Source organism: Paraburkholderia sp. BR10882 (assembly GCF_040948855.1).
Lineage (GTDB): Bacteria > Pseudomonadota > Gammaproteobacteria > Burkholderiales > Burkholderiaceae > Paraburkholderia > Paraburkholderia nodosa_A.
The window spans coordinates 178,991-194,554 of record NZ_JBFPKP010000012.1; the positions used below are offsets into that span (position 1 = coordinate 178,991).

General features: G+C 63.7%; 10 protein-coding genes. 4 read left to right on the forward strand and 6 right to left on the reverse strand.

Annotated elements, in window-relative coordinates; translation table 11 throughout:
* Window positions 1-64: 64 nt before the first annotated feature.
* Entirely contained in the window at window positions 65-1,294 is a 1,230-nt protein-coding gene (locus AB3X99_RS27460) for an MFS transporter (protein WP_069265953.1), read from the reverse strand.
* A gap of 142 nt (window positions 1,295-1,436) precedes the next feature.
* Between AB3X99_RS27460 and AB3X99_RS27465 the strand changes: the two genes are divergently transcribed.
* The 4 genes from AB3X99_RS27465 (at window position 1,437) to AB3X99_RS27480 (ending at window position 4,866) form a co-directional block, all read left to right on the forward strand.
* Complete coding sequence (locus AB3X99_RS27465) at window positions 1,437-2,357, forward strand: LysR family transcriptional regulator (protein ID WP_069265952.1); 921 nt, start codon at window positions 1,437-1,439, stop codon at window positions 2,355-2,357.
* A 93-nt stretch (window positions 2,358-2,450) separates the two neighbouring features.
* Window positions 2,451-3,350, forward strand: a complete 900-nt coding sequence (locus AB3X99_RS27470; protein ID WP_069265951.1) for a LysR family transcriptional regulator — start codon at window positions 2,451-2,453, stop codon at window positions 3,348-3,350.
* Window positions 3,351-3,464: 114 nt separating this feature from the next.
* Window positions 3,465-4,499, forward strand: coding sequence for an LLM class oxidoreductase (locus tag AB3X99_RS27475; protein WP_368618688.1), 1,035 nt, complete (start codon window positions 3,465-3,467; stop codon window positions 4,497-4,499).
* Window positions 4,477-4,866, forward strand: a complete 390-nt coding sequence (locus AB3X99_RS27480; RefSeq protein ID WP_368618689.1) for a nuclear transport factor 2 family protein — start codon at window positions 4,477-4,479, stop codon at window positions 4,864-4,866. Before AB3X99_RS27475 ends, AB3X99_RS27480 begins: the two co-directional genes overlap by 23 nt.
* 105 nt (window positions 4,867-4,971) lie before the next feature.
* On the opposite strand, the gene AB3X99_RS27485 is transcribed toward AB3X99_RS27480, so the two are convergent.
* From AB3X99_RS27485 to AB3X99_RS27505, 5 genes are all read right to left on the reverse strand, one after another.
* Entirely contained in the window at window positions 4,972-6,489 is a 1,518-nt protein-coding gene (locus tag AB3X99_RS27485) for a CoA-acylating methylmalonate-semialdehyde dehydrogenase (RefSeq protein ID WP_368618690.1), read from the reverse strand.
* A 269-nt stretch (window positions 6,490-6,758) separates the two neighbouring features.
* Entirely contained in the window at window positions 6,759-12,269 is a 5,511-nt protein-coding gene (locus tag AB3X99_RS27490) for an AAA family ATPase (RefSeq protein ID WP_368618691.1), read from the reverse strand.
* Between the two features lie 287 nt (window positions 12,270-12,556).
* Window positions 12,557-12,883 (reverse strand): LysR family transcriptional regulator, encoded by a 327-nt coding sequence (locus AB3X99_RS27495; protein ID WP_368618692.1) that lies wholly within the window; start codon window positions 12,881-12,883, stop codon window positions 12,557-12,559.
* 55 nt (window positions 12,884-12,938) lie between these two features.
* Window positions 12,939-14,471 carry an efflux transporter outer membrane subunit gene (locus tag AB3X99_RS27500; RefSeq protein WP_368618693.1) on the reverse strand — a complete coding sequence of 511 codons (1,533 nt, stop codon included), beginning with the start codon at window positions 14,469-14,471 and terminating at the stop codon, window positions 12,939-12,941.
* Complete coding sequence (locus AB3X99_RS27505; RefSeq protein ID WP_368618694.1) at window positions 14,468-15,556, reverse strand: HlyD family secretion protein; 1,089 nt, start codon at window positions 15,554-15,556, stop codon at window positions 14,468-14,470. Before AB3X99_RS27505 ends, AB3X99_RS27500 begins: the two co-directional genes overlap by 4 nt.
* Window positions 15,557-15,564: the final 8 nt, after the last annotated feature.

Sequence of the window (15,564 nt, forward strand, 5' to 3'; positions counted from 1 at the left end):
TATTGAAGCTGGCATCGCCCCTAACCGCGGCGGATTCCAGCAAGCAGATTCTCGATGCCTTGAATCAATCTGCGTTTGATGGGATCCGGCCCGCGGACCCGCGAGGCGCACCGATCCAGTGGATGGCGGAAGCCACAATTCCGAGCACAACGCCGAAGGCGACGATGCCCGACCAGCCAAAGCGGCTCATGAGCCAGCCGCTGACCGTCGCACCGACTGCGCCGCCGAAAAACGTGGCCGTCATATAGAGGCTGTTGATTCGGCCTTGTGCTTTCGGATCGACTGAGAAAGCGCGTGTCTGGTTAGAAACGAGACCGGACTGCACGCCGATATCGAGCACGATCACGCCCACGATCAGCAGCGTGAGCGACGTGGCCGCGCCGGAAAGAAGCACGTAGGCGAGCGTCGCGATGACGATGCTCGCGCCGATGACCTTGCGAAAGCCCACGCGATCGGTGGCATTGCCACCCAGCGATGCGGCGAACGCGCCGGCCGCGCCGATGATGCCGAAGCCGCCCGCCCACGCGCTGCCGAGGTGCCACGGCCCGCTCTTGAGCAGCGCCGCGAGATTGACCCAGAAGGCGTTGAAACAGGCCCACAGCAGCGCCTGGATGATCATCGATTCGCGAATCGGGCGATTGTCGCGAACGAGCGGCCACAGCGAAGCAAGCAGACGTCCATACGAAAGATTCGTGGAGGGCACGCCCTTCGGCAGCAACGCAGCGGCGGCGATAAAGACCGGCACCATGAACGCGGCTTCCACGCCGTACACCGCGCGCCAGCCCCACGCCGCGCCAATTGCGCCCGCGATCGTGCGGCCGACGAGGATGCCGACCATGATGCCGCTCACGACAGTGCCGACGTTACGCCCCCGCTCGCTCGGCAACGACATGACGGCGGCGAAGGGCACGAGCTGCTGTGGCACGCAACTCACGATGCCAAGCGCAAACGAAGCCGCGATCAGTGCCCAGATGCCGGGCGCCACCGCCGCTGTCGCCGCGAAAACGAGTGCGAGCGCGATTTGAGTGAGCACGAGCTTGCGCCGGTCGAAGCGGTCGCCAAGCGGCAGCAGCAACGCGAGACCGGTCGAGAAGCCGAGCAGCGCCGCCGCTGCGACGAGATCCACCGTTGTGATGTTGACCCGCAGACCCGCTGCGATCAGCGGCAGGATCGGCTGCGTGCAGTAGATGTTTGTGATCACTGCGCCTGCGACGACCGCCATCATGACGATCTTGCCGCGCGATGCGACGGCGGGCGTTGCTGCACTTTCTGGGGTGCTGGATAAGCCGCTCACGACAACCTCCTTATTCGTTGAATTTCTCCGGTCTTTGCAGCGGATTGCCGCGATCCAGATTGAGGTCGAACGTTACGCGCTTGCATTTACGAAGAGAATCCCTCACGATCAAGATTCATCCTTCCACTATTTGATAGGGTCCATGAATCGCCTCGAAGCCATGGCCATCCTCGTTTCGGTCGCTGATGCGGGCAGTCTCTCGGCTGCCGCGCGGCATCTCGACATGCCGCTCGCCACGGTCAGCCGCAAGGTTGGGGAACTGGAAGCACACCTGAAGACGCGTCTCTTTCACCGCACGACGCGCAAGCTTTCGTTGACGGAAGCCGGCGCCGCATACGTGGCCGCCTGCCGGCGCATTCTCGAAGACATCGGCGAAGCCGAGCGTGCAGCCACGGGCGAATACGCCGCGCCCAAAGGCGAACTCGTGGTTACCGCGCCCGTTGCGTTTGGCCGCTTGCACGTGGTGCCGGTGGTGGCGGAATTCCTCGCGCAGTATCCGGAGATCGACATCAATCTCCTGCTGACCGATCGTGTCGTTCATCTGATGGATGAACACGCGGACGTCGCGGTCCGCATTGGCGAGTTGCCCGATAGCACGTTGATCGCAACGCGCGTGGGCACGGTGCGCCGCGTCATTTGCGCCAGCCCCGCCTATCTCGCGAAGCACGGCGTGCCAGCCGAACCCGCGGACCTGGCAGGCCATCAATGCATTACCTTCGAGGCGCTCGCGTCGCTTCGGGCATGGTCTTTCGGCTCCGGCAAGTCAGAGCAGTCCGTGCCCGTTCATTCGCGGCTTGCCGTGAATACGGCGGACGCCGCCATCGAAGCCGCGGTCCTCGGCGTGGGTTTGATACGCGTGCTGTCCTACCAGGTTGCACGCGCCGTTCGGGCCAACGAGCTTCGCGTCGTGCTCGACACATTTGAAGCCGCGCCGCTGCCCGTCAATCTCGTGCATGCGGGGCAAGCACCCCTGCCGCTGAAGCTGCGCGCGTTCCTCGACTTCGCATCGCCGCGCCTGCGCGAGCGCACTGCGGGCGAACTCGTCAACGCCGAGAGCGCATGACGGCCTGAGCCGCGCGCGCAAAGGCGCTGCGCGCTCGCGCCGGAAGAGAATCCGCTAACATCGGGAATCTCCCTTCCAGTGATCGAGAAGACCATGGACCGTCTCGAAGGGATGTCCATCCTGGTCGCAGTCGTCGATGCAGGCAGTTTGTCAGCCGCGGCCCGGCAACTCGGCCAGCCGCTGGCGACAGTCAGCCGCAAGGTCGGCGATCTCGAAGCGCACCTGAAGACCCGCCTGCTCCATCGCACCACACGGCACCTCTCGCTCACCGAGGCCGGCGAGGCTTATGTCGCGTCGTGCCGGCGCATTCTCGAGGACATCGGCGAAATCGAACGCGCCGTGACCGGCGAATACGCGGCGCCGAAGGGCTCGCTCGTGGCCACGGCGCCCGTGGTCTTCGGGCGGCTGCATGTGGTCCCTGTGATGGCGGCCTTTCTCGCGCAATATCCAGAGATCGACGCCCGCCTCGTGCTGACCGATCGCAACGTCAATTTTCTCGAAGACCACGTGGACGTTGCGGTACGCATCGGCCAGCTGCCGGACAGCAGTCTCGTGGCGATACGCCTCGGCGAAACGCGCCCTGTGGTGTGCGCGAGCCCCGCGTATCTCGCCGAGCGCGGCACGCCGCAAAACCCGGCTGATCTCGCCGATCATGCGTGCATCGGTTTCGAGGGAATCAATGCGTCGCGCACGTGGACGTTTGCCGGCGAAAAGTCGGAGCAGAACGTGCCGATCCACGCGCGGCTCGTGACAAACACGGCGGAATCGGCCATCGATGCCGCGACGCTCGGGACCGGTTTGACGCGGGTTCTCTCTTATCAGGTCGCGAACGCCGTGCAGGAAGGCCGCTTGCAGCTCGTTCTGGAAACCTTCGGGCTGGCGCCCATGCCGATCCATCTCGTCCATGCCGGCCAAACGCCGCTGCCGCTCAAGCTGCGCGCGTTTCTCGACTTCATGTCGCCGCGCCTCAAGGCGCGCATGTCCGCTGTTTGAATTCCCCGCGTTATTGAGCGCGAGTATCAACTGTTGTTCATCGCCGGTGGTTTTTATCAGCGCCGTTCGTGCGTAACCTTGGTTCGCAAATGGGAAAGCGCAAGGCGAAACGCAATGGATATGTCAGCAATCACCGCAATGAAGGCTTCCGCGGCCGCCGAGCATGCGCTTTCAGCGCAGCCCGCGTGGCGCCGCGTGTTTCGCGAGGACGCGCTCACGGTCGGACTGATCCTGCCGCTCGAAACGCATCCGGACTCGCCGGTTCCGACCATGCGCGATCACATCGCCATGGCTCAGCGCGCCGAAGCAATGGGCGTGGCCGCGCTGTGGATGCGCGACATTCCGTTCTACGATCCTGCGTATGGCGATGCGGGCCAGATCTTCGAGCCGCTGGTGTATATCGCCAGCCTCGCGGCAGTGACGAAGGAAATCGCGCTCGGCACGACAGGCATCGTCTTGCCGATGCGCGAACCGCTTTTGCTGGCCAAGCAGGTGAATTCACTCGACCAGTTGACGAATGGAAGGCTTCTGTTAGGGATGTCCTCGGGAGACAGACCTTCCAAGTATCCCGTTTTCGGCATCGACTTCGATACGCGTGGCGAGCGGTTTCGCGACGCGTTCGAGACCTATCGAACAGTGAGCGAGCAGCCCTTTCCCGTGTTTTCCTCGCCACGCTTCGGTAAATCGGGCGGCACGCTCGACATGTTGCCCAAGCCGCCTTACGGACGCACCCCGGCCATTGCCGTCGGCCGGGCACAGCAGAGCCTCGAATGGATCGCGGCACATATGGACGGCTACCTCGGCTTCGTGCCCGGCCCCGCCGCGCTCGACGCATTCGTGCGCAGCTGGAAAGACCAGGTCGCCCGGTCGATGGGCCGCGAAGCCTTCAAACCGGTTGCCTTTGGCGGGTACCTCTATCTGCATCCGCGGCCCGATTACCCGTTCCGCGCCATCAAGGGCGGCTTCGCTATCGGCAGCCGTTCGCTCAGACATTTTCTCGAAGCGGCACGCGAAGCGGGCGTGAGCCACGTCGCGCTGAATCCGAAAGTCACGCCGCGCCCTTACGCCGACGTACTCGACGAGTTGCACAGCGAAGTGTTGCCGTACTTTGTCCCGGAGGTGTTTCATGCAACACACGAACATAAGTGAAGCGCTCAATGCGCACTGGCAGGCGTCGGCGGCCGGCGATCTCGAAGCCGAACACGACATCTACGCCGACGACGCCATCTGCGACTACCCTCAATCCGGCGAACGCATTCTCGGGCGCAGGAATTTGCAGGCCCTGCGCGGCCATCATCCCGGCAAGCCGTCCGGTTTCGAAGTCAGACGAATGCAGGGCGAAGGCAATCTGTGGGTGACCGAATACATCATCGCTTACCAGGGGCGATCCGCTTTCACCGTGAGCATCATGGAATTCCATGACGGCAAGGTCGTTCACGAGACCCAATATTTTTCGGATCCCTTTGAAGCGCCCGCCTGGCGCAGCCAATGGGTTCAGAAGATCACGGCCAGCTAACGTTCGCTTCGAAAAATCGATTACGCAAATTGCAAAGCGAGATAGCCGGCCATGACCGCGCCGGCCATCTTCAAGCGCGCGCGGCGTTTTCACGCCGCGCCCGACTTACTTCGAAGCGGGCATGGCGAACTCCGCGCCCTTGTCGATGCTGCCGGGCCAGCGCTGCGTCACGCTCTTGTAGCGCGTGTAGAAGCGCACGGCTTCCTCGCCGTAGGCGTGATGATCGCCGAACAGCGAGCGCTTCCAGCCCCCGAACGAATGCCACGCCGACGGCACCGGACTCGGCACGTTGATGCCCACCATGCCGATCTGAATCTGCCGCGTAAACGTGCGTGCCGCGGAGCCATCGGCCGTGAACAGCGTGACGCAATTGCCGAGTTCGTGTGCGTTGACAAGCTCGATAGCACTGGCCAGATCCGGCACGCGAACCACCGAAAGCACCGGCCCGAAAATCTCTTCGCGATAGATCTTCATATCCGGCTTCACGTCGTCGAAAAGCGAGCCGCCCAGGAAGAAGCCCTCTTCGTGTCCCGCCACGGTATGGCCGCGCCCGTCCACGACGAGCTTCGCGCCAGCCTCGACGCCTGCATCGATGTAACCCAGCACCTTGGTGCGATGCGCGGCGCTGATGAGCGGCCCCATGTCCAGATCGGGCTCCATGCCCGCGCCGATGCGCAGCGCGCGCACGCGCGGCGCGAGACGCTCGATCAGTTCGTCGCCGATGCTGCCTATCGCCACCGCGACCGAGGTCGCCATGCAGCGCTCGCCCGCCGAGCCGTATGCGGAGTTGATCAGCGCATCGACGGCCTGATCGAGATTCGCGTCTGGCATGACGACGAGATGATTCTTTGCACTGCCCAGCGCCTGCACGCGCTTGCCGCGTTTGGCGCCCTCTGCGTAGATATATTCGGCCACCGGCGTGGAGGCGACGACGGACATCGCGGCCACATCGGGATGCTGGATCAGCGCGTCGACGGTGCCCTTGTCGCCGTTCACCACGTTGAACACGCCTTTGGGGAAGCCCGCCTCGATGAAGAGTTCCGCCAGCCGGATCGACGACGACGGCGTGCGCTCCGAGGGCTTGAGGATGAACGTGTTGCCGGTCGCGGCGGCCATGACGAACATCCAGCACGGCACCACCACCGGGAAATTGAACGGGGTGACGCCCGCAATCACGCCTACGGGCTGACGCAAATTCCAGCTGTCGACGCCGCTGCTGCTTTGATCGGTGAAACCGGTCTTGAGCAGGTTCGGAATGCCGCACGCGAATTCGACGATTTCGATGCCGCGCATGACTTCGCCCCTCGCGTCCGAAAACAGCTTGCCGTGGTCGCGCGTAATGAGTTCGGCGATTTCGTCGAGATGCGCCTCTAGCAGTTCCTTGAACTTGAACATCAGGCGCGCACGCTTGAGCGGCGGGGTTTCGCTCCACGCCGCAAACGCGCTTTTGGCGGCCGCGACGGCGGCGGCAACCTCACTGGTATTCGCAACCGGCACGCGCGCCGAAATGCGGCCCTGCGCGGGATCGTAGACGTCGTTGAATCGCCCGCTCACGCCAGCGGTGTATTGACCGTCGATGAAATGTTTCAGTTGGCGCACCGCGCCCTGGTTTGCTTCGCTCATACGACCTTCCTTTAGGGAATCTGGGCACTGCGCGCGGACCGAAGAGAGTCCGCATCGCAGCGCGCGTCAAGTCGAGTGGCCGGGCATCTCCATGACTCCCCGCCAGGACCGGCAGTCATTGACCGCCGACGAGAACAGTCTACGTTTTACGGCTCCCGGCCGAGGGACTAGCTGCGACGGTTTGGGGACATTCCCGGCGCGTTTCCGGCCATCGCGACAAGGCGGAAATCGCGGCGATCCGAAGGGTCGAATGGTTTCGCGAGGCGGCGCTAAATGCGCGCTGGGGGCGAAGCGTTACCTTGTGCAGGAAGCGTGAAATGGAAGCTGACGCCAACGGGGGCGTTCGGCGTCACCCACAGGCACCCGCCGTGGCTTTGCACGATCGAGCGGCAGATGGGCAGCCCCATGCCGAGACCGTCGGGCTTGGTGGTAAAGAACGCCTCGAATACGCCCTCGAGGTTGCCGGCGGCGAGTCCCGGCCCGGAATCCTGCACGGTGATGCAAAGTTCGTTATCGTCATTCCTGCCGGTTCGGATCACTAACGTGCGCTCGCCGGCTTTCACTTCGCTCATCGCCTCGAGGGCGTTGATCATCAGATTGAGCATGACCTGCTGCAATTGCACCCGGTCGCCCTGCACGCGCGGCAAGCCCTCGGCGAGTTGCACCGTGAGTTCGACCCCGCACTTGCTGGCTTCGCCGCGCACGAGCGCGATCAGTTCCCGAATCATGTCGTTGACGTCGAGCCCATCGGTGCGCAGCGGCTCTTTCTTGAAGTAGGCGCGGGTCCTGTCGACGATGCCGTTGGCGCGGTCGCTATCCGCGACGATGCGGGTCAGCGCGAGACGCACTTCGTCGAAATTCGGCGGGCGCGCCGCGAGCCAGCGCAAGGCTGCACTCGCGTACGCCGCGATGGCGGTGATCGGCTGCTTCACTTCATGCGCGATCGACGCCGACAACTGCCCCATGGTCGCCACGCGGTTCGAATGCGCCAGCACCGTCTGGAGTTCGCGGTAGCGTCGTTCGCTGTCTTGCACTTCCTGTTGCGCGCGCTTCTGGTCGGTCAGGTCGAGTATGAACGCGACGCCCTGCCCCTCGCGGTCGCCAAACGCCGCCGCGCCGACCATGACGGACACGCGGCTGCCGTCCTTGCGTATATATTCCTTCTCGATCGGTTTGGCGCTACCCGTGGCCTGCAATTCGGCCTTCACCTGTTCGTCGCGCTCATGCCATTCCGGCGGCGTCAGGTCGGGCCAGCGAATCTGCCCGGAGCGCAGGTCTGCGGCCGTGTAGCCCACGATGCGCAGAAACGCATCGTTGGCTTCGACGACATTGCCTTCGAAGTCCCAGATGTGGATGCCAATGATATTGGAGTCCACGAGGCGCCGCACCTTTGCTTCGCGTTCCTGAAGATCCGCATACAGGTGGGTATTCTCCAGGGAAATGGCGGCCTGGGACGCGAGCAAATCGAGCAGTGCGGAGCGGCGTGCGGTGAACACGTGCGAGGTCTCGGTGTTCTCCAGATACAGCAGCCCACTGAGTTCGCCCTGCCTGACGAGCGGCAGACAGAACACGGAGCGCGTGGCGCCGCTCGCCAGATACCCGTCTTCGGGAAAGAGACCGGACGTCACGGCATCGTCGATGATGACGCGCTTGCCCGTGTGCATGACGTAGCGCAGTAGCGCGGCTGGGGTGGCCGAGCCGCTGCCTGGTAATCGCCTCACCTCGATCCCGTTGCCGTCGATACGCGCCTCCGCGTCGATGCGGTAGCCGTCCGGCTGCTCGGGCACGATCAGCAGCCCACGGTCGGCGCCTGCGGTTTGCAGCGCGATCGTCATCAGGCGTTCGACCAGCCGCTTCAGTTCGATCTCGCTGGAGAGCGCGTGAGAAGCCTTGAGCAGTGTTGCTGCGTCGAACTCGCGCCAGTCGAAGCTGTGCGTCGACGTCAGCGTGCTCCCTTCCAGGTCGGCGAGGCGCGGGAATTCGCTGTCGAGCTGCATGATCTTGCTTTGCGCGCCCCACGCGTCGAAGCACCGGCGCGCATTGCGCAAATGACCTTCGGCGCTCGTCGCGAGGCCCATACGCAAGTAGAAACGGCCCGCCAGTTCGCTCGCAAGTCCTTCATGCTGCGCAAAGCCGTTCTCGCGGGCAGAGCGAATGGCCTCCTCGTACAGGCGCATGGCGTCGAGCTCGCGCCCCTCCAGACGCGCGAATTCCGCGCTGAGCAACGCATGGCGGTTCTGATAGTTTTCGGGACACTGTCCGGCCCACATTTCAAACTTCTCGAGTGTCTCTGCGAGCATGCGTTTGTACATTTCCTGCTGCTCGGGAGATGACTCGGGAAAAAGGGCCGCCAAGGTGAGCATATGAAAAAAGTGAAAGGTCGGTTCGATCGCCAGCGCCATCACCGAATTCAGCACGGCCTGCGCCTGCTGCACGGCCGCCAGCGCGTCGACGTAGCGGCCGTCGAGAAACGCGAGCATGACCTTGATGATTCGATAGACGCCAATGGCGCAACCAAAATTCGACCTGACGATCGCCTCGAAACAGGCGGTTTCGTCGAAGGTCTCGTCATTCAAATCGAACGGTTTAGTGGTCCTGCCCCGCAGACAGATGACGCATTGCCGTTCGACCCGAACCAGTTCGTAGACGGCGTCGTTGTGGCTCTGCCGCATGAGCGACGCGTACTTCTCGGCGATCGCCTGCACGTCTTCGAGCGCAGCGCCGCTCTCGAGCGACTGCCAGACGGCATTGAACGCCACGTTGCCGGCAAAAACGAAATCGCCCACTTCCATGCACTCGGCGGTCGCCCTTTCCAGCACCGGGAGATTCGCGGCGATGTGGCGGCGCCAGAAATTGACATGGGCGCCATACAGATGAAGCAGCTTTCCATTCAGGTGCCGATTGCCGAACCTCTCGTTGAGCTTCAGTGACATCTCCGAAACCTGAACCGCCGTGGGAATATCGCCGATCAGCGAAACCAGCATGAGCGCGTAATTGCCGAACGCAAAACTCGAGTTATCGGTCATGCCATGCTGCAAGGACAGATTGACCGCCTTGAGCGTGATGAGCGGATAAAACGCGGGCCGCGCGGCAAACGCGCAGTTCATCGCCTGAAGGAGCAGATTGACGATCGCGTGGATCGCGGGGTCCATCGCCACCGGTGCCGCGACGAGTTCGGCGATGGCACGGGCCGCCTGATTGACCTGAACGTCGTGCAGGGCGGCATGGAACGCCGCCTGAATACCCTCTTCGGTCTCGGGAAAGTGGATATCAAAGCCGCGCAGCGCAACGAGCGCGACCGCGAAGCTTTCGTCATATCGTCCGGCAAGCTGGTACAACTCGATGCGTAAGCTGTAGACCCTGGCGCGATCGAGACTGGAGCGGGCTCTCGCGAGCATCATGTCCGCCAGGGCATCTGCTTTCGCAAAGTCGCCCACCAGATATTCGCACTCCGAAAGCGCGAGATAGAGTTCGAACGTGCTCTCGTAGCGTTGCGTCCACGCATCGGGCGACAGCAACGCCACGCCTTGCGCAAGATAGCCGCGTGCGGCCACATAGGCCGTCGACCCCATGGCCCGCCTGCCCGCGACGAGGTTCAAGGCAACCGCCTGCTCGCGCTCCGTTGCGTCCGCGATCAGCGCCGCGCCGCGATTGAGGTGGTTCACGATGTCGAAAATCGCAGCTTCCAGTGCGTCCGGCGGCGTGCGCGACGCCAGTGCCCGCCCGATCCGCAGATGCGCGGCAGCACGGTCGTTGGCGGGAATCAGCGCGTACGCTGCCTCCTGCACGCGATCGTGCGCGAATTCATAGACATTGGCCTCGCGAAAGACGAGCCCCGTTCGCACGGCTTCCCACAGGTCCGCGTGCAGCTTCTCTTCGGAGCCGCCCTGAACCCAGGCCAGCGCGGCGACTTCGGCGACGTTGCCAAGGCACGCCAACTGGCCCAATGCGTCGCGAACCGCGGGCGGCAGCCGGCCCAACCTTCCCGCCATGAGATCGGCGACATTTTCCGTGTAGGCCTTCGCGCGAATGCGCGGCAGTTCCCAGCCCCATTTCGCGGCGCGCGGGTCGAATGCAAGCAGGTTTTCATCGGCGAGCGCGGTTAGAAACTGAATCGTGAAGAACGGATTGCCGCCGCTCTTTTCATGTGCCAGTTCCGCCAGCGGAGCGGCGCTCGCGCGGTCACAGTGCAGCGCATCCGCCACGAGTTGTGTCACGCTGTCCCTCGTGAGCGGCGCAAGCTCGATTTGCTGCACTTTGCCTTCGGCGCGGGCAATCGACTCCAGCGTGCGCGCGAACGGGTGCGAAGCGTCGACCTCGTTGTCCCGATAGGCGCCCACGAGCAGCACGTGCCGCACGTCCGGATGCGTGGCGAGATGCGCGAGCAGGTCGAGCGTCGCCGTATCCACCCATTGCAGATCGTCGATAAACAAGGCGAGCGGATGCTCCGGCCGCGCAAATACACCGAGAAAGCGTCGAAATACGATCTGAAAGCGGTTTTGCGCGTCTTGCGGCGGCAGCGTCGGCGCAGCCGGCTGTTCGCCGATGATGAGCGCAAGTTCAGGAATCAGATTCACGATCAGCTGACCGTTAGGCCCGAGTGCTTCCATCAGTGCGCGACGCCACGGCACGACCTCGGCTTCCCGCTTGCTCAGCAGGTTGCGCACCAGTGTCTGGAAGGCTTGCGCGAATGGCACATACGGAATGCCGCGCCGGTACTGGTCGAACTTGCCGGATGCGAAGAGACCACGCGGCGGGACGAGCACCCTGTGCAGCTCGTTCACGACCGACGACTTGCCGATGCCCGGATAGCCCGAGATAAGCACCAGTTCGACCGAGCCGCTGCCCACCACGCGATCGAACGCGCTGGTCAGCGCTTCGATTTGCGGCTCGCGCCCGTACAGCTTTTCGGAAATCAGCAACTGGTCGGACGCGTCGTGCTCCCCCAGTGGGAATGGATCGATGCGATGGTGCGCTTCCCATGCCGTGAGGCAAGAACGCAGATCGGCCTCGAGTCCCGCCGCGGTCTGATAGCGGTCCTCGGCGGCCTTCGCGAGCAGCTTGAGCACGATGCCCTCGAGCGCCTGTGGAATTGCGTCGCGGCGCGCCCGGGGCGGCGTGGGCTTGCGCGCGATATGGCAGTGAATCCACTCCATCGCATCCGAGGCCTTGAACGGCAGCGCCCCGGTGAGCATCTCGTACAGCGTGACGCCGAACGAATAGAGATCGCTGCGCGTGTCGATCGAACGATTCATGCGACCGGTCTGCTCAGGCGCCATATAGGCAAAGCTTCCGGCGACGATCTCGGGCGGTGCAGGCGGCTGATGTTCATGCGCCAGTTGCGAAGCAATACCGAAGCCGGTGAGGCGCACGTTGCCGCCACTGTCCACGAGCACATTCGCTGGCTTGATGTCTTTGTGAACGAGGCCGCATCGATGCACGTGGCCGACCACCTTCGCGAGATTGACCGCAATGCGCAACAGCCGTGCGAGTTCGAACGGGCCAGCAAGCGAGCGATCGAGTGGTTCTCCGCCGTCGTCGTCGAGCACGAGCATGGGCGGCTCCCTGTGCCGGTAGAACGCAAGCGGCCGCGCTGCCCAGCTGGAATCGAGCAGCTCGGCGAGGGCGTATTCGCGCTCGAGCCGCTTCACGCCCACCGGGTCCGCCCGTCTGGCGACCAGCGTGAGCACCGAGCCGGGATGGCTGCGTTTGCGGGCGCGATACAGTGAAAAATCGCTGTCATCGCGCAGCGGCACCAGCTCATATCCAGCGAGATCCACGACGGACGCTCCTGTCATGATGCGATCTTCATCCGGAAATGATTTTGCACGCGCGCCATGGCGAGCGCCGCGGAATCATTGATTGTCCTGAACAATGATGAGCGGATGCACCTAACCTTCGATGCATCGACGTAAGGCAACATAGGAATCAACAGCCGGCCAGAAAGCTGAAGAGATAGTCGGCGAACACCTTGATTCTCAAAGGCGTGCGAGGCCGGTTGCGGTAGCAGACGAAATAGCCTACACCCATTCGGCAGTCCGGCCCGAATCTGCGTTTCTCTGCAAGATCAGCCTGTGCCGCAGCAGATCGTCGATGGCAAGCGGCGCGCCGTGTTGCGCAAGACAGGCCAGCGCGGCGCAGACCACGAGCCCCGACTCGCAAAGACGGCGCGCCACGAAGCACCAGCAAGCGTACATTCAACTGGGGACTCAAGCCGCGCGATGCTCTTGCTCAACGAAGGCGAGGAAACACCCAGCTGGCGTGAAGCCTCGGCAAGACTGCCCGTGAGCGCGACGTTGATGAAGCCGATCACGCTGGAAAAGTTGCGCGCAATCCCCGGCCGGCGTCGTGCTGTCGATTCCCATACGTCGTCGTGTCCGGACATACGAATCATTGTTATCGTTAAACGGCGCGCGTTCCGAATGACAAGCGCGCATCCGGGCTATGGCTTACCCGCCATAAGTCGACTCCCATCCCCCTCCCAGCGCTTTACAAAGCGTAATGAGATTCGTAGCCGCCGTGGCTCTGCTTTGTTCGAGATTGCTTTGTGCTTCGAGCAGTTGCTTCTGCACGTTCAAGACGTCGAGATAGTCGAGCGCCCCGGCCTTGTACCGCTCCCGCGCGACCGAGAGCGCGCGCTCGTTCATCGTCACGGCCTGGGCCAGCCGGTCGCGGCGACGCTGTTCGGCGTCGTAGGTGACGAGCGCGTCGTCCACCTCCTGCCACGCGCGCAGCACCGTCGCCTTGTAGGCAATCGCCGCCTCCTGCTGTTGCGCCTCACGCAACTGGAGCGTTCCTTTCAGGCGACCGCCTTCGAAGATAGGAAACGTAATGGAAGGGCCAACGACGAACTGCCCTGACGCCCAACTGGCCAGACTCGAGAGCTGAAGACTCTGAAAGCCTGCACTGCCATTGAGCATGATGCGCGGATAAAAATCGGCCTTCGCCACGCCAATCGACGCCGTCGCCGCGTGCAGTTCGGCTTCCGCCTTGCGGATATCCGGACGGCGCTGCACGAGTTCGGAAGGAAAGCCGATCGGCACCTGCGCCGGCAGTACGGGCACCTCCTGCGTTGCGGCGAGCGTCTGACGCAGCGCGCCCGGTTCCTCTCCGAGCAGCAGGCCGATGGCATTGATCGTCGTTTCGGAGTGCGCTTCGAGCGTGGGAATCAGGCTTTCGATATTCTCCACCTGCGCCGAAGCGTTCGAGACATCGAGGTCCGTGGTCACGCCTTCATGCGCGCGTACCTGCGTGAGCTTCAGCGCGTCGTTGGCGATGTCCAGGTTTTGATGCGCGATCTGCAGGAGTTCCTGCGTGTCGCGCAGCTCGATATAGTCTCGTGCAAGCTCCGCGCGCGCGCTCAGCAAGACCGCGTTCCGGTCCTCGTACGAGGCGGCCGAAAGCGCTGTCGCCGCTTCCACGCTGCGTCGCACGCGGCCCCAGATATCGACCTCCCATGACGCGTCGAAGCCGACCTGGTATAGGTTATAGGCCGGCGAGCCCTTGGAGCCCGGCATCGCCGCCACGCCGAGCGGCGCGCTGCCGGAGGCCGACTGCGGCTGACTCTGCGTGGGCGTCACGCCAAGCAGCGAGAGAATGCCGTTTTCACTGCCGCGTTCGCGGTTGTACGATGCGGCGCCGTCGAGCATCGGATATTCGGCTGCGCCCGCTACGCGGCGCTCGGCCCGGCTTTGCAGCAGGCGCGCGGAGGCGGCTGCCACGTCCAGGTTTGCGTCGGCGAGCTGCTTTTCGAGGCCGTTCAATACGGGATCGTTGAACAGCGTCCACCATTCCGGTCCGAACTGGCCTTCCACGGCTTTGCTCGGCGCCTGCGCCGTCTGCGTGCGGTTGAAGACCTCCGGCGTGGGCGACTTCGGCGGTTCGAAATTGGGACCCACCGTGCAACCGGCTATGGTCAGGAACGCCAGGCACGCGAGCACCGCGAGAACGATCGCGCGGCTAGCATATTTGCTCGTATTCATTTTCTTTCCGCTCCCTCAGCCGTCGCTTCTGCGCCCCGGCCAACGGCCACTTCGGCTTCCACCGAGAGCCCGACGCTCAATGCCGCTGCAGCAGGCTGCCCGCGATCGATCGTGATCTTCACGGGCACGCGCTGCACCACCTTCGTAAAGTTGCCCGTGGCGTTGTCGGGTGCGATCGGCGCGAAGCTCACGCCAGTCGCCGGCGCCAGGCTGTCGATGCGGCCATGAATCACGACGCCGGGCAGGCTGTCGACCGTCACGCGCACGCTTTCGCCGGGCCGCATGTTGGTGATCTGGCTCTCCTGGAAGTTGGCGACGACATACGCATCCGAAAGCGGCACGATTGCGAGCACGGGGGCGCCGGGCGTCACGAAGGCGCCGACCCGCGCCGAGCGGCGCCCCACCTTGCCGTCGACGGGGGCGCGAATTTCCGTATAGGAGAGGTTGAGCTTCGCCTGTTCGAGCACCGCTTCGGCGTGTTGAAGCGCGCCAGCGGCCTTGTCGCGTTCGGTGCGCAGGACGTCCAGATTCTGCTGGGTGGCCGTCAGCACCGCCTGGTCGTGCGACTGCTGCGCAAGCTGCTGGGCGAGCGTGCTCGAAGCCTGTTGCTGCTCCTGCGCGGTCCCTGCCCCCGCCGTCGAAAGATTCTGGTAGCGCGCCGCGTTGGCCCGCGCGAAGCCGATCGACGCGTCGTCGGAGCGCAGCGTGGCACGCGCCTGATCGACGAGCGAGGGCTGGCGCGCGATCTGCGCGTCGAAGTTCGCCACCGACGCCTTCGCGCCCGCCACCTCGGCCTCAGCGCTCGTCAACGCGGCGTGATAGTCGCGGTCGTCGATGCGCACCAGCAGCTGGCCCGCCTTCACGTTCTCGTTATCGTTCACCAGTACGTCCGTGATCTGCCCCGCGACGCGCGGCGCGACCAGCGTGAAATCCGCGGTGACGTAGGCGTCGTTCGTGGATTCCGCACTGGAGTGAGACAGGAGCTTCGTGCCTGCCCAGGCAGCGACGCCGACAACGGCGACGACTGCTGCAATACGTAGCCATTTCAGTCTGGACGGCGTGGAGTTGGGTTTGGTCGATGACATGGAAAACG

Excerpts from the sequence above, each read along its gene's own strand:
- AB3X99_RS27465 (WP_069265952.1), top strand. The coding sequence starts at position 1,437 with ATGAATCGCCTCGAAGCCATGGCCATCCTCGTTTCGGTCGCTGATGCG.
- AB3X99_RS27470 (WP_069265951.1), top strand. The coding sequence starts at position 2,451 with ATGGACCGTCTCGAAGGGATGTCCATCCTGGTCGCAGTCGTCGATGCA.
- AB3X99_RS27475 (WP_368618688.1), top strand. The coding sequence starts at position 3,465 with ATGGATATGTCAGCAATCACCGCAATGAAGGCTTCCGCGGCCGCCGAG.
- AB3X99_RS27480 (WP_368618689.1), top strand. The coding sequence starts at position 4,477 with ATGCAACACACGAACATAAGTGAAGCGCTCAATGCGCACTGGCAGGCG.
- AB3X99_RS27485 (WP_368618690.1), bottom strand. The coding sequence starts at position 6,489 with ATGAGCGAAGCAAACCAGGGCGCGGTGCGCCAACTGAAACATTTCATC.
- AB3X99_RS27495 (WP_368618692.1), bottom strand. The coding sequence starts at position 12,883 with ATGATTCGTATGTCCGGACACGACGACGTATGGGAATCGACAGCACGA.
- AB3X99_RS27500 (WP_368618693.1), bottom strand. The coding sequence starts at position 14,471 with ATGAATACGAGCAAATATGCTAGCCGCGCGATCGTTCTCGCGGTGCTC.
- AB3X99_RS27505 (WP_368618694.1), bottom strand. The coding sequence starts at position 15,556 with ATGTCATCGACCAAACCCAACTCCACGCCGTCCAGACTGAAATGGCTA.